At 64.0% G+C, this 21,010-nt stretch carries 16 protein-coding genes; 6 read left to right on the top strand and 10 right to left on the bottom strand.

Annotated features, from left to right (window positions below):
* Nucleotides 1-14 precede the first annotated feature (14 nt).
* Together glgA and HG549_RS16695 are read right to left on the bottom strand one after the other, a co-directional pair.
* On the bottom strand, nucleotides 15-1,577 hold the full coding sequence (gene glgA / locus HG549_RS16700; protein WP_170030629.1) for a glycogen synthase GlgA: 1,563 nt from the start codon (nucleotides 1,575-1,577) through the stop codon (nucleotides 15-17).
* Between the two features lie 553 nt (nucleotides 1,578-2,130).
* A complete protein-coding gene (locus HG549_RS16695; protein WP_170030627.1) occupies nucleotides 2,131-2,298 on the bottom strand; it encodes a DUF6026 family protein in 168 nt (55 codons plus the stop codon).
* A gap of 203 nt (nucleotides 2,299-2,501) precedes the next feature.
* Between HG549_RS16695 and gnd the strand changes: the two genes are divergently transcribed.
* From gnd to HG549_RS16680, 3 genes are all read left to right on the top strand, one after another.
* Nucleotides 2,502-3,485, top strand: a complete 984-nt coding sequence (gene gnd / locus HG549_RS16690; RefSeq protein WP_170030625.1) for a phosphogluconate dehydrogenase (NAD(+)-dependent, decarboxylating) — start codon at nucleotides 2,502-2,504, stop codon at nucleotides 3,483-3,485.
* Nucleotides 3,482-4,987 (top strand): glucose-6-phosphate dehydrogenase, encoded by a 1,506-nt coding sequence (gene zwf / locus HG549_RS16685; RefSeq protein WP_170030623.1) that lies wholly within the window; start codon nucleotides 3,482-3,484, stop codon nucleotides 4,985-4,987. The genes gnd and zwf overlap by 4 nt, the downstream gene beginning before the upstream one ends.
* Nucleotides 4,988-5,069: 82 nt before the next feature.
* Nucleotides 5,070-6,866, top strand: a complete 1,797-nt coding sequence (locus tag HG549_RS16680; protein ID WP_170030621.1) for a glycoside hydrolase family 15 protein — start codon at nucleotides 5,070-5,072, stop codon at nucleotides 6,864-6,866.
* Nucleotides 6,867-6,902: 36 nt separating this feature from the next.
* Here HG549_RS16680 and HG549_RS16675 read toward each other — a convergent pair whose 3' ends face one another.
* Together HG549_RS16675 and HG549_RS16670 are read right to left on the bottom strand one after the other, a co-directional pair.
* Nucleotides 6,903-7,745, bottom strand: coding sequence for a hypothetical protein (locus HG549_RS16675; RefSeq protein WP_170030619.1), 843 nt, complete (start codon nucleotides 7,743-7,745; stop codon nucleotides 6,903-6,905).
* Complete coding sequence (locus HG549_RS16670; RefSeq protein WP_170030617.1) at nucleotides 7,742-9,070, bottom strand: AAA family ATPase; 1,329 nt, start codon at nucleotides 9,068-9,070, stop codon at nucleotides 7,742-7,744. The genes HG549_RS16675 and HG549_RS16670 overlap by 4 nt, the downstream gene beginning before the upstream one ends.
* A gap of 451 nt (nucleotides 9,071-9,521) precedes the next feature.
* Here HG549_RS16670 and HG549_RS16665 point away from each other — a divergent pair, with 451 nt between their 5' ends.
* Nucleotides 9,522-10,142, top strand: coding sequence for a TetR/AcrR family transcriptional regulator (locus HG549_RS16665; protein WP_170030615.1), 621 nt, complete (start codon nucleotides 9,522-9,524; stop codon nucleotides 10,140-10,142).
* Nucleotides 10,143-10,768: 626 nt separating this feature from the next.
* Here HG549_RS16665 and preA read toward each other — a convergent pair.
* The 3 genes from preA to hydA form a co-directional block, all read right to left on the bottom strand.
* Nucleotides 10,769-12,043, bottom strand: a complete 1,275-nt coding sequence (preA, locus tag HG549_RS16660; RefSeq protein WP_170030613.1) for an NAD-dependent dihydropyrimidine dehydrogenase subunit PreA — start codon at nucleotides 12,041-12,043, stop codon at nucleotides 10,769-10,771.
* The gene (locus tag HG549_RS16655; protein WP_170030612.1) at nucleotides 12,044-13,411 is read right to left on the bottom strand and encodes an NAD(P)-dependent oxidoreductase; all 1,368 of its coding nucleotides are present in this window, start codon (nucleotides 13,409-13,411) and stop codon (nucleotides 12,044-12,046) included.
* Between the two features lie 165 nt (nucleotides 13,412-13,576).
* Nucleotides 13,577-15,016 (bottom strand): dihydropyrimidinase, encoded by a 1,440-nt coding sequence (gene hydA, locus HG549_RS16650; protein ID WP_170030610.1) that lies wholly within the window; start codon nucleotides 15,014-15,016, stop codon nucleotides 13,577-13,579.
* 338 nt (nucleotides 15,017-15,354) lie between these two features.
* Here hydA and HG549_RS16645 point away from each other — a divergent pair, with 338 nt between their 5' ends.
* On the top strand, nucleotides 15,355-16,845 hold the full coding sequence (locus tag HG549_RS16645; RefSeq protein ID WP_170030608.1) for an NCS1 family nucleobase:cation symporter-1: 1,491 nt from the start codon (nucleotides 15,355-15,357) through the stop codon (nucleotides 16,843-16,845).
* 126 nt (nucleotides 16,846-16,971) lie between these two features.
* Nucleotides 16,972-18,255 carry a Zn-dependent hydrolase gene (locus HG549_RS16640; protein WP_170030606.1) on the top strand — a complete coding sequence of 428 codons (1,284 nt, stop codon included), beginning with the start codon at nucleotides 16,972-16,974 and terminating at the stop codon, nucleotides 18,253-18,255.
* Between the two features lie 309 nt (nucleotides 18,256-18,564).
* On the opposite strand, the gene HG549_RS16635 is transcribed toward HG549_RS16640, so the two are convergent.
* The 3 genes from HG549_RS16635 to HG549_RS16625 all read right to left on the bottom strand — a co-directional run bounded on the left by HG549_RS16635 (nucleotide 18,565) and on the right by HG549_RS16625 (nucleotide 20,839).
* Nucleotides 18,565-19,524: a ribonuclease Z gene (locus tag HG549_RS16635; RefSeq protein WP_170030604.1), complete on the bottom strand. Its 960-nt coding sequence runs from the start codon at nucleotides 19,522-19,524 to the stop codon at nucleotides 18,565-18,567.
* A 59-nt stretch (nucleotides 19,525-19,583) separates the two neighbouring features.
* Nucleotides 19,584-20,144, bottom strand: coding sequence for a lipocalin family protein (locus tag HG549_RS16630; RefSeq protein WP_170030602.1), 561 nt, complete (start codon nucleotides 20,142-20,144; stop codon nucleotides 19,584-19,586).
* An 80-nt stretch (nucleotides 20,145-20,224) separates the two neighbouring features.
* Nucleotides 20,225-20,839, bottom strand: coding sequence for a dihydrofolate reductase family protein (locus HG549_RS16625; RefSeq protein ID WP_170030600.1), 615 nt, complete (start codon nucleotides 20,837-20,839; stop codon nucleotides 20,225-20,227).
* Between the last annotated feature and the right edge of the window lie 171 nt (nucleotides 20,840-21,010).

Raw genomic sequence — 21,010 nt, 5'->3', positions numbered from 1 at the left:
CTTCGATCCCTCTCTCAGTAGTAGGCCAGGTGGGCCTGCCGGACCAGATCCTCATACAGGCGGGCATAGGGTTCCACGGCCTGGCACCAGTTGAACGGCTGGGTCATCGACAGGCAGCGCATGGCGTTGAGCAGGTCTTTCTTCTGGTACACATAGAAGGCGCGGGCAAGTGCTTCGCGGTAGCTTTCCACGGTCGATTCATCGAACAGGAAGCCGGTGACCCCGTTCTCGATGGTGTCGGCCAGCCCGCCGGTGTTGCGCGCCACCGGCAGCGAGCCGAAGCGCTGTGCATACATCTGGCTGAGGCCGCAGGGCTCGTAGCGCGATGGCATCAGCAGGAAGTCGCTGCCGGCGAACATGCGTCGGGCATCGGTTTCGTTGAAGCCGATGCGCACGCCGATGCGCCCCGGGTGGCGCAGCGCCAGTTCGCGCATGGCCTGTTCTTCTTCCGGTTCGCCGCGGCCGATGATCGCGATCTGGCCACCTTGTTCGACGATGTAGTCGGCCACGCCCAGGGTCAGGTCCAGGCCCTTCTGGTAGACCAGGCGCGACACCACGGCGAACAGCGGCCCCTCGGACGGCTGCAGCTGGAACAGCTCGCGCACCTCGCGGGTATTGCGCGCCTTGCCTTCCCAGTCATTGATGCTGAAGTTGTGCTGCAGGTGCTTGTCGGTGGCCGAGTCCCAGCTTTCGTCGATGCCGTTGGGGATGCCGCCCAGCAGGCCTTGCTGGGCCTTGCTGGCGAGGAAGCCATCCAGGCCGCAGCCGAATTCCGGGGTGGTGATTTCCTGGGCGTAGGTGGCGCTGACCGTGGTGATGTGGCTGGAGTAGGCCAGGCCGGCCTTGAGGAACGACAGCTTGCCGTAGAACTCCATGCCTTCCTGCTGCATGGCGTGGTCGGGGATCGCCAGTTCCGGGCTGCAGCCGCGGCTGTATACACCCTGGTAGGCCAGGTTGTGGATGGTGAACAGGGTCGGGGTGTTCAGGCCGCGCCAGTGCATGTAGGCAGGCGCCAGCCCGGCAGGCCAGTCGTGGGCGTGCACCAGTTCGGGCTTCCAGTGGATCATGCCTTCGCCAGCGGCGATCTCGGCGGCGGCCAGGCCCAGGCGGGCGAAGCGGATGTGGTTGTCGGGCCAGTCGCGGCCGTTGTCGGCAGCATAGGGGGTGCCAGCGCGCTGGTACAGCTCGGGGCAGATCAGCACATAGATGACCAGCCCGTCGGGCAGGTCCATGCGGCCGATCTTGCACGGCGGCAGGGCGGCATGGCCGCTCAGTTCGCCGACGATGTGGATGGGGTTGTCGCTCTCCACCACTTGCGGGTAGCCCGGGATCAGCACCCGTACGTCATGCAGATGCCCCAGGGCCCGCGGCAGGGCCGCAGAAACGTCGCCCAGGCCGCCGGTTTTCACCAGGTCGGCAATCTCCGAGGTGACGAACAGGATCTTGCGCTTGTTGGGGTTGTGCTGGCGGCGCTGGGCGCCGGGTGCCTTGCCTGTCGTGGCGAAATCCGGGGTGACCGATTCGCGATTGTCCGAGGTAAAGGTGTCTACGTGAGGCTCGACAGCGGCACTGATCATACTTCTCTCCGTCCCTATGCTTTGGTCGGGTGCTGGCACCCGTGGCGATATCTCGTGTTGGTTCTCTCTGATGCTGAATGCTGCGTAGTGCTTCCATGCCCCTGAGTCGTGCGCGCAGGCACAGCGCGATCGGCATTCCCGCCAAAAGCGATTGGACTGGTTGGGATGGGTGGGCCGAGCAGGGGAATGTCCCTTGCGTTTGGCCTACTTAGTTCCTGACCTGCCGGCTTTCCTGAAAGTTCGACTTTTTTTCGTCACTCTTCCGATGAGCAAATGGCGGGCCGAAACCCGAGTGTAGGAGAGAAAAAGGGGAAAAGGTGACCCGCTGGTCACTAAGCGCATGCGCCGAAATAGACGCAAACGTTGGCGTCTGTGAGCAAATGTGAACCACCGGCCGGCGCGCGGCGTTACGGCTGCGCCATATTGTCGCCAGGATGGGTTTGTGCACCATGATGGTGCCTGGGCCGCGCTGCTATTTTCGCAGGCTTGAAGGAATGGGGCAGGGGAAGGATCAGCAGGTGGGAGCCCTCAAGCCCCCACGGAGGATGGAAGATCAGAGGCTGACAGCTGAATCGTCGGTGCGTGCCTGTGCCAGCAGCAGGTTCAGTTGGGCGACCTGCTGACGCAGCTGGTCACGTTCTTCCTTCAGTTTACGCAGCTCATCACGGCGCACGGAGACATAGAGGGTCTGGGTTGGAGTAGCAAGCATCAAGGTACCCATGAGCACACCTCGCGGTTTTGGCTGGTGACAAGTTAAAGCGTAGACGCTTCACGCGGGGCGCATTCTGAATTCTTTTGCAGGCCTTGGGAACTTTTTTGTTTATCGTGGTCGCGCCGTTCGTCGCTGAACCCACGCGCGGTTCGCTGGACTAACCTGAAGGCTGCACTGTGTCGTCATTAAATTTGAAAGGGGAGCATCGGCTCATGCAACTGGGAATCATCGGGCTGGGCCGCATGGGCGGCAATATCGCAAGGCGCCTGATGCGCGCCGGCCACCGTACCGTGGTGCACGACCGCAGCCGTGAAGCCATCAGCACCCTGGAGGGCGAGGGTGCCCAGGGGGCGCACGATCTTGGGGCGCTGGTGCAGAAGCTCAAGGCACCGCGTGCGGTGTGGGTGATGCTGCCGGCCGGCGAACCCACCGAGCAGACCATCGCCCAGCTGGCCGAGCTGCTGGAGCCGGGCGATGCGATCATCGACGGCGGCAACACCTTCTACAAGGACGATATGCGCCGGGCCGGCGAGCTGGCCAAGCGCGGGCTGCACTACCTGGACGTGGGCACTTCCGGCGGGGTGTGGGGCCTGGAGCGTGGCTACTGCATGATGATCGGTGGCGAAAAGGACGTGTTCGAGCGCCTGGAACCGCTGTTCAAGGCGCTGGCCCCGGGCGTAGGTGACATCCCGCGTACCCATGGCCGCAGCGGCGAGTACCAGCGCGCCGAGCATGGCTACATCCATGCCGGCCCGCCGGGTGCCGGGCACTACGTGAAAATGGTGCACAACGGCATCGAATACGGCCTGATGCAGGCCTATGCCGAAGGCTTCGACCTGCTGCGCAGCAAGGGCGGCAACGAACTACCCGAAGACCAGCGCTTTGACCTGGACGTGGCGGAAATCGCCGAAGTGTGGCGGCGCGGCAGCGTGGTCACCTCGTGGTTGCTCGACCTGACTGCCGATGCCCTGGTGGCCGACCCTCAGCTGGCGCAGTTCAGTGGCTCGGTGTCCGACAGCGGTGAAGGCCGCTGGACCATCGATGCCGCGGTCGAGCAGGCCGTGCCGGTGCCGGTGTTGTCCAGCGCCTTGTTTGCCCGCTTTCGCTCGCGCCAGCAGCAAGGCACCTATGGTGACAAGATTCTCTCGGCCATGCGCCTGGGCTTCGGTGGCCACATCGAGAAGAAAGGCGAATGACCAGACAGCACATTCCTGCCGCGCCACCCTGCACCCTGTTCCTGTTCGGCGCCAATGGCGACCTGGTCAAGCGCCTGCTGATGCCGGCGCTGTACAACCTCAGCCGCGACGGCCTGCTGGACCGCAACCTGCGCATTGTCGGGGTCGACCACAACCCGGCCACTGCCGAGCAATTCGCCGAGCGCCTGCATGCGTTCATGGTCGAGCGTAATAAAGGTGGCGAGGCCAGCGCCAAAGGCCTGGACGAGAAACTGTGGGCACGTTTGGCCAAGCGCCTGGACTACCAGACCGGTGACTTCCTCGACCCGGCCACCTACCAGGCCCTCGCCAGGCGCATCGACAAGACCAGCCATGGCAACGCCATCTTCTACCTGGCGACTTCGCCGCGGTTCTTCCCGGAGGTCGCCCTGCGCCTGGGGCAGGCCGGCTTGCTCGACGAATCCGCCGGGGGCTTTCGCCGCGTGGTGGTGGAAAAACCCTTCGGTACCGACCTGGCCAGCGCCGAAGCGCTCAATGCCTGCCTGCTGAAAGTGATGGGCGAGCGGCAGATCTACCGCATCGACCATTACCTGGGCAAGGAGACGGTGCAGAACATTCTGGTCAGCCGTTTCTCCAACGGCCTGTTCGAGTCGTTCTGGAACAACCACTACATCGACCATGTGCAGATCACCGCCGCGGAAACCGTCGGTGTCGAGACCCGCGGTGCTTTCTATGACAGCACCGGGGCGCTGCGCGACATGGTGCCCAACCACCTGTTCCAGTTGCTGGCGATGGTGGCCATGGAGCCCCCGGCGGCATTCGCCGCCGATGCCGTGCGCAGCGAGAAGGCCAAGGTGATCGGCGCGATTCGCCCGTGGTCGCCGAAGATGGCCCTCAAGCATTCCGTGCGCGGCCAGTACCGCGCTGGCAAGCACGGGCGCAAGCAGTTGCCTGGTTACCGCCAGGAGGCCAACGTCGCCCCCGACAGCCACACCGAAACCTACGTGGCGCTGAAGGTGATGATCGACAACTGGCGCTGGGCCGGCGTGCCGTTCTACCTGCGCACCGGCAAGCGCATGAGCGTGCGCGACACCGAAATCGCCATCTGCTTCAAGCCCGCGCCGTATGCGCAATTCCGCGAGTCGGAGCTGGAGCGGCCCAAGCCCAATTACCTGAAAATCCAGATCCAGCCCAACGAAGGCATGTGGTTCGACCTGCAGGCCAAGCGCCCCGGGCCGGAGCTGGTGATGGAAAACGTGGAACTGGGCTTTGCCTACAAGGACTTCTTCAAGATGACCCCGGCGACCGGCTACGAGACGTTGATCTATGACTGCCTGACCGGTGACCAGACCCTGTTCCAGCGCGCCGACAATATCGAGAACGGCTGGCGAGCGGTGCAGCCGTTCCTCGACGCCTGGGCGCAGGGCGGCGAGGTGCACGAATACCCGGCCGGCGAAGACGGGCCTGAGGCTGGCAATGAACTGCTGGCGCGGGACAAGCGCGAGTGGCACCGGTTGGGGTGAGGTTTTTGTATGGCCTGTGTTGGCCTCTTCGCAGGCGAGCCCGCACAGAGGTTGACACAGGCAACCACACAAAGGAGCCGCAATGCCTGCCAACATCGAAGACTACGCCCTGCTGGGCAACTGCCACAGCGCCGCCCTGGTCAGCCGTGATGGCTCGCTCGACTGGCTGTGCCTGCCACGCTTCGACGCCCCGGCAGTGTTCGCCGCCTTGCTGGGCAACGAAGAAAATGGCCGTTGGCGCCTGGCCCCCAGCGACCCGGTAGAGCACAGCAACCGTCGTTACCTGGACGACACCCTGGTGCTGGAAACCATTTGGGCCACTGCCACCGGCCGTGCCCGCGTGCTCGACTTCATGCCACTGGGCGAGGTCAATTCGGTGGTGCGCATCGTCGAGGGCCTGGCGGGTGAAACCAACTTCGAGATGGACCTGGTGATGCGCTTCGACTATGGCCGCAGCGTACCCTGGGTGGAGCGTCTGGCACCGCTCACGCTCAGCGCCGTGGCCGGGCCTGATCGCCTGATCCTGGAGGCGACGGTGGCGCCGCAAGCGCGTGACCACCACACCGTGGCCCGCTTCCGGGTCGCTGCGGGCCAGCGGCAGGTGTTCAGCCTGCGTCACCAGCCTTCGCACCTGCCGGTGCAAACGGACTGCGACATTGACGATGCCCTGAAAGACACCATCGACCAGTGGCAGACCTTCGCGGCCCGCTGTCCCGAGGTCGGCCCCTACAGCGCCCTGGTGCGCCGTTCACTGCTGACCCTCAAGGCCATGACCTACGCCCCCACCGGCGGCATCGTCGCGGCGGTCACCAGCTCGCTGCCCGAGCGCATCGGCCACGAACGCAACTGGGACTACCGCTTCTGTTGGCTGCGCGACGCCACCATGACCCTGCTGGCGTTCATGAACCTGGGCTACTTCGACGAAGCCCAGGCCTGGCGTGAATGGCTGCTGCGTTCGGTGGCCGGCAACCCCGAACAGATGCAGATCATGTATGGCCTGGCCGGTGAGCGCGACCTGCAGGAATACACCCTGCCGTGGCTGGCCGGCTACGAGCACTCGCAGCCCGTGCGCGTGGGCAATGCGGCGTCGACGCAGACGCAGCTCGACATCTACGGTGAACTCGCCGATGCCATGGCCCAGGCAATCAAGGGCGGCTTGCCGCGCCACCCACGCAGCGCCGCCATCGCCCGGCTGATCCTGCCTTACCTCGAACGCATCTGGCGCGAGCCGGACGAAGGCATCTGGGAGGTGCGCGGTGGCCGCCAGCAGTTCGTGCATTCCAAGGTCATGGCCTGGGTGGCCTTCGACCGTGCCGCGGGGCTGGCCGACACCACCGAGGAAGGCCGCGAGCGTGGCCAGCATTATCGCCAGGAGGCTGAGCAGATTCGCCGCGAAGTGTGCGAGCAGGGCCTGGACGCCAGCGGCCAGTTCTTTGTCCAGGCCTATGGCTCGAGCGAAATGGACGCCAGCTTGTTGCAGATCGCCCTGACCGGCTTCCTGCCGGTGGATGACCCGCGCTTTTTGCGCACCCTGGAGCAGATCGAACAGCGCCTGCTGAAGCATGGCCTGCTGCTGCGCTACGACAGCGACAGCTGCAGCGACGGCCTGACCCCGGGCGAGGGCACCTTCCTGGTGTGTTCATTCTGGCTGGCCGACGTGTATGTGTTGCTGGGCCGCCAGGCCCAAGCCCAGGCCCTGTACCAACGCCTGACCGGCCTGTGCAACGACCTCGGCCTGCTGGCCGAGCAGTACGACCCGGTCGGCCAGCGCATGCTCGGCAACTTCCCGCAGGCATTCAGCCATATCGGCATCATCAACACCGCGCTTAACCTGCACCGGGCCCAGTGCCCGGTACGGGACCGGGCGACCCGGCGTTGAAATAGCTGCGATGGCTGGCATGCAGCTGCCGGGCAGCTAGAGCAGACCCCAACTTTTCAGAAAGAACCGTGTCATACCGGCAAAAGGGCGGTCTGCATCGGCCTGGGTTCGGATGCGCAGCAGGAAATCACGCTGGCGCTCGGCAGCAAAGTTACCTTCCTGAAAAAGCAATACCAGCGTCTCCAGCGTTTCGTAGGCATTCCAGCGCAGGCGCAGCAATTCCTGGCGGTTCAACCCGAGCACGTCCTCTGCAGCCTTCACCGCTCTGCTGGATTGACTGGATCCGGTTATGCCAACCAACCAGACTTCGCGTGTTTCCGGGATGGCTTTCCAGGCAAAGAACTGTTCAGGGTCGGCGACGTAGGGGTTGATGAGTTCAGCATCTTCCTTGGCGTAGAGCTGGGCCACTGCAGCATCTGTGGTGGTGACTGGGTCGGGGCAAATAGTCTGCAACAAGGATTTCAGCTCTGCGCCGTCGCTGGGTAGGGTCAACGGCACTGCAGGCGGCGCGAGCCTTGGGCCCTGCACCGGGAACGTATCGCCTTTATAGGTCTGGTTGCAGATCTGGCAGCTGAACGTGTAGTTGTCGTAGCAGTACGCCAGCCACCAGTACTGGCTTTTGGGGCGGAAGTGTTCGACGTCGCCATGCGCTACCACGCCAGTGTCGGCTTCACAGTAGATGCACTTGTTGCAGGACTCGACCTTGAGTTGCGGCTTGGCGCGGCCCCAGACTTGACGGTTCTTCGGTCTGAAATTGACCGTTCCCGTGTGGCCGTCGTCCTGATAGTACTGCACCAGGTTGTTGAGTTTGGTTTCCAGCTGAGTCCCGGTAAAGCCCTTCAGTTTTGCCGCAGAGCGAGTGCGCGAAACCTTGATCATGGCTCGCTCTCTAGGTTTTTTGTGATGGCGGTGAGTTTGTCTGGCGATATCTTGGTTTTGCGCTTGTTTTCGAGCAGTGCAGATTTGAGGCTGAGGATCAACTCGGCTTGCTCTTTCGCATAGTGCGGCATGACGTCCCATTCGGGGGCATCGTTCAAGATTGCCTGCAGCGCTTTCATTTGCGCTGCTTCTTGCTTGTTGAGCGACTCTTTAAGGCAGAGTTCTCTGACTGCGTTGCGAGCCTTTTCGATTTCGACTGATTCCAGCGAGTCCAAACCGAACATAGGGCTCATCAACAGTTGATGAAGCATCATCTTGCGCGGTTCACCGATGAACGGAACCAGCGTCGGCGTTGCCTCTGTACCTTCCCGTCGGATGACATAGAGCTCGCCTTCACCGCTCTGCTGTGCCGTGAGTGCCGAGTGCGTGGTGGCGATGAACTGGAAGTTCGGCAGGGTGCTGGAGAGAAACTCAACCAGATGACGCCGCCACACCGGATGCAGGTGCAGATCGATTTCGTCGATAAGCAGCACCCCGCGCGTGCTGAGTGGGTTCTTGCGGTCGGGAAAGGTTTCGGTGATCCGGTACAGCAGGTCGCCACACCAGGCGGCCATGTTCTGGTAGCCGTCGGAAAGCTGGTTGAGTGGTATTTCGCCATCCACCGTGTCGAAAATGATCTGCCGCGTGGCCCGATCGATTCGCGAGAACTGCATGCCGGGCAGAAGCTTGTCCAGCGCTTCGTTGACCGCGCCCATCATCGACGACAGGCCTTTGCGGTAATCGAGGTCCATCACCCACTGCTCAAGTGATACCAGGCTCGCGTCTGGCGAAAACATTGTCGCCATGCCTTGAGCCCGTGGTACCCGTGAGCGTTCATCGGGGAAGGTGGAGCGCATGTTGAGCACCGGTGGCCGACGGGAAACACCGTAGGCCAGGACAAAGTAGTTGCGATCAGCTTTGGCAATCGCGGCATCCAGCGCTTCCAGCGAGTCATGGTTGTTCGCAAAGATCTTGCGGATCCCGTCACCACGGTTGATTTCCAGCGCTATCTCTCGGGTTTCACCCTTGGCGGTAACCAGTGTTCCTTCGATACGGCATTTCTTTGCGCCATTCCTGATCCACGCATCAGGGTCACCGAGCAGTTCAGGAAGGGCATCGCTGCCTGCCAGCAGCAATGCAATGGCTCGCAGCACCGAGCTTTTGCCGCAGCCGTTTTCTCCGAGTAGCAAGGTCCAGCGACGCGTTCCGCCGGCACTGGCATGGAAGTCCAGGTCCAGGGACTTGATCGAACGGACATCGCGCAACGCGATTCGCACCAGGTACATCGTGAGGTCCTTCCAGTTCTGTAGGCGTATCAGTCATCTTGAAAGGCGACTGTCTGTTGGCGAGGGGGCTTGGGCAATGATCAACGTCATGCCTGTCAGCAATCAAGGTGGCGCTCATTTTAGCAGTTGCGAGAAGCTACCCGAACCGAGTATCAAGGCTATTCACACAGAGCCTAGGCTCTGTACGAAAAGCCTTGATACTTGTTCATGCTGCGTTGAAAACAGCCTCGGAATGCTCATGTACTCCAGTACACTCCGCTTCCTCGGCTGTTTTCGCCTTGCCTGACCTGCGTCTCAAGACTTTTCGTACAGAGCCTAGCGCAAACACCATTCGGCACGGAGCACCCATGGGTATTCGCGGTACAGATCGGCAGATCGGCAACATCGAGTTCAATGTCAGCGTCATCGACCCGGACGGCTATGAACTGGCGGTGTGGACGGCCCAAGCCTGATGGCCAACCACAAGATCGAAATCCGCCGGCGCAACATCGGCAAGATCCTGCAGGCGGCGGAAAAGGTATTTGCCGAAAAGGGCTACGGCGCCACCTCGATGGGCGATATCGCCGAGCAGGCCGAGTTGCCGCGTTCCAACCTGCATTATTACTTCAGCACCAAGGACGACCTGTTCCGCGCGGTGTTGCAGGATCTGCTGGAAGTGTGGAAACAGGACGCGCTGTGCTTCGAGAACTTCGACGACCCGCGCGTGGTATTGACCAGTTATATCCGCGCCAAGATGGGCCATTCACGCTCACGCCCGCTGGGTTCGAAGATCTGGGCCGAGGAGATGCTGCACGGGGCGCCGGTGCTGGGGGCGGACCTGGCGGAAAGCCTGGTGCCCTGGGCCAAACTGAAGGAGGCCAAGATCCGTCGCTGGGTAGAAGAGGGGCGCATTCTGGCGGTGGAGCCTTCGGCACTGCTGTACATGATCTGGGCCTCGACCCAGCACTATGCCGACTTTGGCTACCAGGTCGAGCTGCTCAATGGTGGCGAGGCGTTGTCGGACATGGCGTTCGAGAATGCGGTGCAGACGGTGACTTGCGTGATTCTGCGGGGGATCGGGCTGGAGCCTTGATGGGCAAAGCCTGGTTTGCGCCGCTCCTACAGGTACGGCGCCAACTGTAGGAGCGGATTTATCCGCGATGCAGGCGACGCGTTGGCTGGCACCGGCTATGCCGGTGATCGCGGCTGAAGCCGCTCCTACACTGATTGTGTCAGTCGGTCGGGTAGTAATCCGCTTCAACTGGCCTCGCGGTAGGGTTGCGTGGGTCCTGCGTCCAGTTAGATGAATGCGGGGCCGCTTCGCGGCCCTTTCGCGACACAAGGCTGCTCCTACAGGTACGGCGCCAACTGTAGGAGCGGATTTATCCGCGATGCAGGCGACGCGTTGGCTGGCACCGGCTATGCCGGTGATCGCGGCTGAAGCCGCTCCTACACTGATTGCGTCAGTCGGTCGGGTAGTAATCCGCTTCAACTGGCCTCGCGGTAGGGTTGCGTGGGTCCTGCGTCCAGTTAGATGAATGCGGGGCCGCTTCGCGGCCCTTTCGCGACACAAGGCCGCTCCTACAGGTACGGCGCCAACTGTAGGAGCGGATTTATCCGCGATGCAGGCGACGCGTTGGCTGGCACCGGCTATGCCGGTGATCGCGGCTGAAGCCGCTCCTACACTGATTGCGTCAGTCGGTCGGGTAGTAATCCGCTTCAACTGGCCTCGCGGTAGGGGTTGCGTGGGTCCTGCGTCCAGTTCAGGTACGGCTTGCCGGTATCCAGCGCCACCATGTCGATGCAGCCTTCCACCGGGCAGGTAATCTGGCACAGGTTGCAACCCACGCATTCCTCCTCCACCACACTGTAGGCATGCGTGCCATCTGCCTTCAGCGTGCTGGCAATGGCCTGGTGCGAGGTGTCCTCGCAGGCAATATGGCAGCGCCCGCAGCCGATGCATGCCTGTTGGTCGATGTGCGCCACCGACTTGTAGTTCATGTCCAGGTACTTCCAGTCGGTGGTATGCGCCACCGCCTGGCCACGGAAGGCCTCGATGTGGCCATGCCCATGCTGGTCCATCCAGCGTGCCAGGCCGTCCTTCATGTCCTCGACGATGCGGAAGCCATGCAGCATCGCCGCCGTGCACACCTGCACCGCGCCACTGCCCAGGGCGATGAATTCGGCGGCATCGCGCCAGTTGCCAATGCCGCCGATACCGCAGATCGGCAAGCCACGGGTTTGCGCGTCGCGGGCGATTTCCGCCACCATGTTCAGGGCGATCGGCTTGACTGCCGAACCGCAGTAGCCGCCATGGGTGCTCTGGTCGCCGACGATGGGGTGGGCGACCATGCGCTCCAGGTCGACACTGGTGATCGAGTTGATGGTGTTGATCAACGACACCGCATCGGCCCCGCCACGGTGCGCGGCGCGGGCCGACTGGCGGATGTCGGTGATGTTTGGCGTGAGCTTGACGATCACCGGCAGCGAGCAATACGTCTTGCACCAGCGGGTGACCATCTCCACGTACTCCGGCACCTGGCCCACCGCCGCGCCCATGCCACGCTCCGGCATGCCGTGCGGGCAGCCAAAATTCAGCTCGATGCCGTCGGCACCGGTGGCTTCCACCAGCGGCAGGATAAACTTCCATGAGTCTTCCACGCACGGCACCATCAGCGACACGATCAGTGCGCGGTCGGGCCAGTCCTTTTTCACCTGGGTGATTTCGCGCAGGTTGATCTCCAGCGAACGGTCAGTGATCAGCTCGATGTTGTTGATGCCTTGCACCTGGCGGTTGGCGCCGTAGTGCGCCGAGTAGCGCGACGACACGTTGACCGCCGCCGGGTCCTCGCCGAGGGTCTTCCACACCACGCCGCCCCAGCCGGCCTCGAAGGCGCGCACGACGTTGTAGGCCTTGTCGGTTGGCGGTGCGGAGGCCAGCCAGAATGGGTTGGGTGCCTTGATACCGGCAAATTCGATCGACAGGTCGGCCATTTATGCTGCCTCCACATTGAGCATGAGTTGGGCATGGATGGCTTCGGCGGCCAGCTTGCCGTGTTGTACGGCCTGGACGGTCAGGTCCTGGCCCAGGGTGGTGCAGTCGCCACCGGCGTAAATGCCCGGCAGGCTGGTCTGCATGTTTGCATCGACCCGAATGCGCTCGCCGTCGCGGGCCAGTTGCGCTGCCAGCGGGTCGCCGAGGCTGCTGTCGTCGAAGCGCTGGCCGATGGCCTTGAAGATGGCATCGGCGGCCAGCTCGAAGGTTTCGCCGCTGTCGCGCAGGCGGCCGTCAGCCAGCTCGGTGCGGGCAAAGCGCATGCCGCGCACCTTGCCGCTGGCATCCAGCAGCACGGCATCGGGGCGCGCCCAGGTATGCAGGCGTACCTGGTTGGCCTTGGCGATGTCCTGTTCGTGCTCGGTGGCGCCCATGTCGGCGTGGCCGCGGCGGTACACCAGGTTGACATCGCGGGCGCCCAGGCGGCTCATCTGCACCGCCATGTCGATCGCAGTGTTGCCGGCACCGATCACCAGGCAGCGGTCGGCCAGTGGCAGTTGGCTCAGGTCATCGGCCTGGCGCAATTCGCGGATGTATTCGGTGGCGGCGAGCAGGCCGGGGGCTTCTTCAGCGGCCAGGCCCAGCTGGCGCACGGCATTCAGGCCGAGGCCGAGGAACACCGCGTCATACTGGTCGCGCAGCTCGCCCAGGCTGAGGTTGCCACCCAGGCGCTGGCCATGCCGAATCTCGATGCCACCGATGCCCAGCAGGAACTCCACTTCACGTTGGGCGAAGTCATCCACCAGCTTGTAGCGGGCAATACCGTATTCGTTCAGGCCGCCGGCCTTGTCGCAAGCTTCGAACACCACCACGTCATGCCCGTGCATGGCCAGGCGATGGGCGCAGGCCAGCCCGGCCGGGCCGGCGCCGACCACGGCGATGCGCTTGCCGGTGGCTGGCGAACGCTGGAACGGGTGCGCGGTGAAATGCGCATTGTCCAAGGCATAGCGTTGCAGCTGGCCGATCAGCACCGGTGCGCATTCCTGCGCATTGTTGCGCACGCAGGCTTGCTGGCAGAGGATTTCGGTGGGGCAGACGCGGGCGCAGCTGCCGCCGAGGATATTGGCCGAAAGGATGCGTTCGGCGGCGCCTTGCAGGTTGTCGTCACTGATGCGGTGGATGAACGACGGGATGTCGATTTCGCTGGGGCAGGCGTTGACGCAGGGCGCGTCGTAACAGTACAGGCAGCGCGCGCTTTCGACGGCGGCCTGGCGCGGGGTGAGGGGTGGGGCCAGGTCGCTGAAGCGCTCGGCCAGCTGGTCGGCACCGGCCCGGGGGCGCGGCAAGTGGTTCAGGGCGTCGATCACGGTTGTAGCCTCTCTATTTTTTTTGGATGCAGGCAACAAGGATTGCGGTGGTTTCCTGGGCCGCTGCGCGTCCCATCGCGACACAACGCCGCTCCTGCAAGGAACCGCGCACGCCTGTAGGAGCGGCCTTGTGTCGCGATGGGCTGCGCAGCAGCCGCAATGGCTTCAGCGCTGCACGGGCGTCGGGCGCTGCACTTCGGCCCTGCGCTCGAGTACCTCATACACCGACGGATACGCCGGCCGTTCCACATAGCGCCCCGCGCCCGCTTCTGCGCGCAGGTCGCCATCAGCCCAGCGCAGCTTGCCCTGGCTGATGGTGTGGCTGGGAATGCCGCGCACAGTGCGGCCCTCGAAGATGTTGAAGTCCACCTGCTGATGGTGGGTCTTGGCCGAGATGGTGCGGGTACCTTGCGGGTCCCACAGCACCAGGTCGGCGTCGGCGCCAACGCGAATGGCACCTTTGCGCGGGAACAGGTTGAAGATCTTTGCCGTGTTGGTGGAGGTCAGCGCGACGAACTCATGCATCGACAGGCGCCCGCTGTTGACCCCGGCATCCCACAGCACCGCCATGCGGTCCTCGATGCCGGCCGTACCATTGGGGATCCGGCTGAAATCATCCCGGCCCATGGCTTTCTGCTCGGCGCAGAAACAGCAGTGGTCAGTGGCGGTGGTGTGCAGGTTGCCCGACTGCAGGCCGCGCCACAGCGCTTCCTGATGTTCGCGCGGGCGGAACGGTGGGCTCATCACATAGCCTGCGGCGGTGGCCCAGTCCGGGTCGCGGTAGACGCTGTCATCCAGCAGCAGGTGGCCGGGCAGCACCTCGCCATAGACCGGCTGGCCCTTGCCGCGGGCATAGGCGATTTCATCCAGCGCTTCGCGGCTGGAAACGTGCACCAGGTACAGCGGTGTACCGAGGGTTTCGGCAATGCGGATGGCGCGGCTGGCGGCCTCGCCCTCGACTTGCGAGGGGCGCGACAACGGGTGCGCTTCCGGCCCGGTCAGGCCCTGGGCCAGCAGTTTTTTCTGCAGGTGGTACACCAGCTCGCCGTTCTCGGCATGCACGGTGGGCACCGCACCCAGTTGCAGGCAGCGCTCGAAGCTGGCCACCAGGGTGTCGTCGGCGGCCATGATGGCGTTCTTGTAGGCCATGAAGTGCTTGAAGCTGTTCACCCCATGTTTGGCTACCAGTTCGCCCATCTCTTCGGCCACCTGCTCGCTCCACCAGGTGATGGCCACGTGGAAGCCATAGTCGCTGGCGCTTTTCTGCGCCCAGCCACGCCAGGTGTGGTAAGCCTCCAGCAACGATTGCTGCGGGTTGGGGATGACGAAGTCGATGATCGAGGTGGTGCCCCCGGCCAGGCCGGCGGCGGTGCCGCTGAAGAAGTCCTCGCTGGCCACGGTGCCCATGAACGGCAACTGCATGTGCGTGTGCGGGTCGATACCGCCGGGCATCAGGTAACGGCCGCTGCCGTCGAGGATCTCGCAGCCGGTGGGCGGCTCGAGGTTCTGACCGATGGCGCGGATCAGGCCATCGGCACACAGGACATCGGCGGGGTAACTTTCTTCGTGGGTGACCACGGTGGCGCCACGGATCAACAGGGACATGCCGTCTTCCTCGCAGGCTGACCGGTCTGGGCCGGTTCTTGGAATTGTCGGGGGCAGGCGAGCAGGGCGGTTAATCCTGTCATGCCTGACAAGATTCGAGGCTAGATGCAGATCCTGGATTCGGCAAGAAAATTTTCCCATGATTTTCATGGTTTTTAACTCACTGAAAATAAACGATTAATTCAGCTTGTTGTGCTGGCGGCGGGGCTTTCGGGAAGGTTGTCTGACTTGACAAGATGAAAAACTGGTCGAGATTTTCAAGCACATAAAGCGTGTACTCCGGCCGTCGGATCGACCCGATGAGCGAAGAACTAGAAGAACATCTGGAGAAGCCTCCCATGCAGCAGAGCAGATCGGAAGTGGTCGAGCAGGATGGCCTGTTCGAGTTGGCCGAGGGCAGCGATGTCCTCGACAGCCCACGCTACAACCACGATATCGCCCCGACCAAGGTGCACCAGCGCACCTGGAACAAATGGCACATCACCGCCCTGTGGGTGGGCATGTCCATCTGCGTACCCACCTACACCCTCGGCGGCGTGCTCACCGCCTACTTCGGCCTCAGCGTGGGCGAGGCCTTGCTGGCGATCCTGCTGGCCAACCTGATCGTGCTGATCCCGCTCACCCTCAACGCCTTTCCCGGCACCAAGTACGGCATCCCGTTCCCGGTGCTGCTGCGCTCGTCGTTCGGCGTCCTCGGCTCCAACGTACCGTGCCTGATCCGGGCGGTGGTTGCCTGTGGCTGGTTCGGCATCCAGACCCTGTTCGGTGGCCTGGCCATCCACCTGTTCCTTGGCTCGGTGTTCGACGGCTGGAAGGCCTTGGGCGGTACCGGCGAGGTGATCGGCTTCATGCTCTTCTGGTGCCTGAACCTGTGGGTAGTGCTGCGCGGCGCCGAGTCGATCAAATGGCTGGAAACGCTGTCGGCACCGCTGCTGGTGGCGGTGGGCGTCGGCCTGCTGTTCTGGGCCCTGCCGCACATGTCGATGACCGAGTTGCTGGCCCAGCCGGCCAAGCGCCCGGCCGACGCGAACGTGCTCGGCTACTTCTGCGCCGGGCTCACCGCCATGGTCGGCTTCTGGGCCACGCTGTCGCTGAACATCCCCGACTTCAGCCGCTACGCCCGCAGCCAGAAGGACCAGATTCTCGGGCAGATCTTCGGCCTGCCGCTGACCATGTTTCTGTTCGCCGCCCTGGGCGTGGTGCTGACCGCCGCCTCGGCGTCGCTGGTAGGCGAGACCGTGGCCGACCCGGTCAGCCTGATCGGCAAGATCCACAGCCCGTTCTGGGTGGCCCTGGCCATGGCCTTGATCGTCATCGCCACGCTGTCGACCAACACCGCAGCGAACATCGTGTCGCCGACCAACGACTTCCAGAACATCGCCCCGCGCCTGATCGGGCGCAGCCGCGCGGTGTGGCTGACCGGCTTCATCGGCCTGGCGCTGATGGGCCATGAGTTGCTCAAGAAGCTGGGCTGGATCGTCTCCGACCTGAGCCTGGAGAGTGTCTATTCCAACTGGTTGCTGGGCTATTCCAGCCTGCTCGGGCCGATCGCCGGGATCATGGTGGTGGACTACTTCCTGGTCCGCCGGCAGCAGCTGGACCTGGCCGGGTTGTACCGCGACGACGTGTACCCGGCCTGGAACTGGGCTGGTTTTGCCGCCTTTGCATTGCCGGTGGCGTTGACCGTGATGGCTATCGGCAACAGCAGTTTCAGCTGGTTCTACGACTATGGCTGGTTCACCGGCTCGCTGCTGGGTGGGGGGCTTTATTACGTGCTCGCCGGGGTGCTGGCGCGCAGCCCGGCGCGGGTGGCCAAGCCTTTGCCGTGAGGCCGCGTCTGCTGCTTCGCGGGCGCGCCCGCTGCCACAGCAGCAGGTTTCGCAGCGTGTTGGTGGGCGCGGGTTCACTCGCGCAGAGGCCGGCACGGACAACAAAAACGCCTGAAGGAGAAACCCGTGACCCCAGTCCAAGAGATCCTCAATACCAGCGCCCGGCACATCGACAGCGCCCGTCTGTGGCAATCGCTGATGGACCTGGCGCGCCTCGGTGCCACTGCCAAGGGCGGTGTCTGCCGGCTGGCGCTCACCGACCTTGACCGCCAGGCTCGCGACCTGTTCGTGCAATGGTGCCAAGCCGCCGGCTGTACGGTGAGCATCGACGCGGTCGGTAATATCTTCGCCCGGCGCCCGGGGCGTAACCCCAAGCTGCCGCCGGTGATGACCGGCAGCCATATCGACACCCAGCCCACCGGTGGCAAGTTCGATGGCTGCTTCGGGGTCATGGCAGGGCTGGAGGTGATCCGTACCCTCAACGACCTGGGCGTGGACACCGAAGCACCGCTGGAAGTGGTGGTGTGGACCAACGAGGAGGGCTCGCGCTTTGCCCCGTGCATGATGGGCTCGGGCGTATTCGCCGGCAAGTTCACCCTGGAGGAAACCCTGGCCAAGCGTGATGCCCAGGGCGTCAGTGTCGGCGAGGCGCTGAACGCCATCGGCTACGCCGGCCCGCGCGCGGTGCAGGGCCACCCGGTGGGGGCCTATTTCGAAGCGCACATCGAGCAAGGGCCGATCCTCGAGGACCAGGCCAAGACCATCGGCGTGGTACTGGGTGCCCTTGGCCAGAAGTGGTTCGACCTGACCCTGCGCGGCGTCGAAGCGCATGCCGGCCCGACCCCCATGCACCTGCGCAAGGACGCCCTGGTCGGTGCTGCCGCCGTGGTCGAAGCGGTCAACCGCGCCGCCCTCGGCCACCAGCCGCACGCCTGTGGCACGGTGGGTTGCCTGCAGGCCTACCCCGGCTCGCGCAACGTGATCCCCGGCGAAGTGCGCATGACCCTGGACTTCCGCCACCTGCAAGGTGAGCAACTGGATGCGATGATCAGTGAAGTGCGTGCGGTGATCGAGGCGACCTGCGCCAAGCACGGCTTGAGCCACACGCTGGTGCCGACGGCGGACTTCCCGGCGTTGTACTTCGACAAGGGCTGTGTCGATGCCGTGCGCGAGTCGGCCAAGGCGCTGGGCTTGCCGCACATGGACATCGTCAGCGGGGCAGGGCACGACGCGATCTTCCTTGCCGAGATGGGGCCGGCGGGGATGATTTTCGTGCCGTGCGAGAACGGCATCAGCCATAACGAAATCGAGAACGCCACCCCCGAGGACCTGGCCGCGGGCTGCGCGGTGTTGCTGCGGGCGATGCTGGCGGCGTCGGAGGCGATTGCCAGCGGACGCCTGGCGGCCTAGTACCGTCAGTATCAGGAGTACGCGCTTTTTGTAGGAGCGGCCTTGTGTCGCGATCGGGCTGCGCAGCAGCCCCAGGATCCTGAAGTGGAAGCAGGCACCGCCGGGGCCGCTTTGCGGCCCTTTCGCGACACAAGGCCGCTCCTACAGCGGCCGCGCTGCCGGGGCGGGCTGGGTAAGATCTGCCAGAAACGCCGCAAATGCACCATCGGCACCTGCTGCCCCTGTGGGCTGGCGGCTCGCCTCGATCCCGGCCGATACCCGCGGTCGAACGTCCATACGAACTTCAAAAAGGGTTGGAAACCTATTGAATCATCCGCTCGGTTCGAGGCGGCCCTCCCGCCCGATGTGATAGCGCTGCAGATCCTGCGCCAGGGTCAGATGGCCACGGTAATGTGCAAGGGCCTCTTCGCGCATATCGACGATGCTCGGGCTGCGCCGTGGGTCGTGCTGGTAGCGGGCGCTGAAGTGCGTCAGCACCAGGTTGCGCACGCCTGCGGTTTCGGCGAAGCGCGCCACCGCTGCTGCGGTACTGTGACCGAAGGTGACCCCGGTACGCTCGACCACCGCCTGGGTGAACGTGGCTTCGTGCACCAGCACATCCGCACCCCGGGCGGCATCGGCCAACAGTTCGGGGTTGTCGTTGTCGCCGCAGACGATCACCCGCCGTGGCGGGCGCGAGGGGCGCAGGTAATCACGGCCGTGCAGCAATCGGCCGGCATGTTCCACCGTCAGGCCCTTGGCCAGCTCGCCCCACAACGGGCCGCGGGGGATGCCTTCGGTTTCCAGGCGCGGGATGTCCAGGCGCGGTTCGGGGTTGAGTTCGGTGAACACGAAGGCGACGCTCGGTACCCGGTGCGACAGCTGCACGGTAGTGACGTGCATCGCCTCACTGCGCCACTCCAGCAGATCCTCCACGGCCTGCAGGCGCAGTTCGAACGGCAGGAAGGTATGGCTGACCGCCAGCCCCTGGCGTAGCCATTCATGCAGGGCACTGGGCAGCACCAGCTCAAGTGGCTGGGTGCGCCCACTCATGCCGGCGCTGGCCAGCAGGCCCGGCAAGCCGAAGCAGTGGTCACCGTGCACATGGGTGATGAAGATCGCCCGCAGGTCGCGCAGCGAAAGCGGCGTGTGCAGCAGCCGATGCTGGGTGCCTTCGCCACAGTCGACCAGGTACCAGTGGCTGCCGGTGGCTTCGATCACGGCCGTGGCACTGACATTGCGTGCCTTGGTAGGCACCCCGGCGGAGGTGCCGAGGAACAGCAAATCCATTACAACTCCTTGTTATTGGCCAAACCCGGGCGGCCGAGCCGTCCGCGGCGCCCGGGGTTTCAGTTGGTCGCCTCGGCATCCGCCTGGCGCCAGATCAGCTTGCTGGTGTCGTAGCCCTGCTCCCGAGCGATACCCAGCAACTGGTCCCGCGTCTGGTCCGGGATGGCCGGTGTGCGGGACAGCAGCCACAGGTACTCGCGGTTGGGGTGGCCGACCAGCGCCACGCGGTAGTCCTTGTCGTGGTACAGCACCCAGTACTCGCCCTTGGTCAGGCCGGGTGCCAGGCGGCTGAACCAGTTGTCGAAGCGCACCCAGAGTTTGTCGGTACTACCCGCTTGCTGGGCTTCGGCGATGCCCTTGGCTTCATTCCACTGGCCGTCCTTTTCCCGGCAGCGGTTGGTCACGTCGATGCGGCCGTCCGCACGCAGGCCATAGTGTGCCTCGGACTGCACGCAGTTGCGTTGGAAGAACATCGGCAACCGCGCCAGTTCGTACCAGGTACCTTGGTAGCGTTGCAGGTCGACCTGCTGGGTATGTGGTGGCGCCGGGTGGTCATTGCCGGCGCAGCCGAGCAGGGCCAGGGTCAGGCAGGAAAGCAGCAGCGGGGTGCGTAGCGCCATGGTCGAGCTCCTTGCGGTGGAGGGGGCTTACCTGTGTTTCGATGCGGGCGCGCGGCAAAAGTTGTACGCAATCGCGCCTTTCAGAACGAGCCGGTCTGCACGTCGCCAGCGCGTACGTAGCGGGCGATGATTACACCCTTTGGCGAAACCTGCGAGTGCTGCAGGGTGAAGGCCGCCGCTGCGGCATCGTCGCCGAACAGGCGTTTGCCATGGCCAAGCAGCAATGGGTGGATCAGCAACTGCAGTTCATCGACCAGGCCCGCGGCCAGCAGTTGCTGCACCAGTTCACTGCTGCCCTGGGTCAGCAGGTTGGCACCGTCCTGTTGTTTCAGCGCCCGCACCGCTGCGCTGATGTCCGCACCCAGGGCATGGCTGTTGTGCCAGGCGAGGGTAGCCGGGGCGTGGGTGGCCACATGCTTGGGCACGCTGTTGAACAGGTTGGCGATGGAGAAGTCTTGCGAACTGCCATCCACCTTTGGCCAGTAAGCGGCGAAGATGTCATAGGTACGCCGGCCCAGCAGCAGCTCGAAGGGCTGGCTGAACAAGGCCTGCATGGCCTGGCCGAAAACTTCCTCGGCGTAGGGCACGAGCCAGCCGCCGTAGCTGAAGCCGCCGCTGGTGTCTTCCTGCGGGCCGCCGGGGGCCTGCATGACCCCGTCGAGGCTGATGAACGCGGCTACGATGAGTTTGCGCATGGGACTCTCCTGTTGGCAGCCGGGGTGGCTGCTGGCATGGGATAGTCGAATGGCAGGCAGCAGAATCGACAGCAGCTTGTGCTTTCTCTGCACCGGGCCTGTCGCCGGCCAGCCAGCCCCCACAGGCGTGCAGTGCAAAACCTGTGGGGGCTGGCTGGCCGGCGACAGGCC

The organism is Pseudomonas sp. SK, assembly GCF_012975065.1.
In the GTDB taxonomy this organism is placed as follows: Bacteria; Pseudomonadota; Gammaproteobacteria; order Pseudomonadales; family Pseudomonadaceae; genus Aquipseudomonas; species Aquipseudomonas anuradhapurensis.
This window is presented reverse-complemented; position numbering and strand designations above follow the sequence as displayed.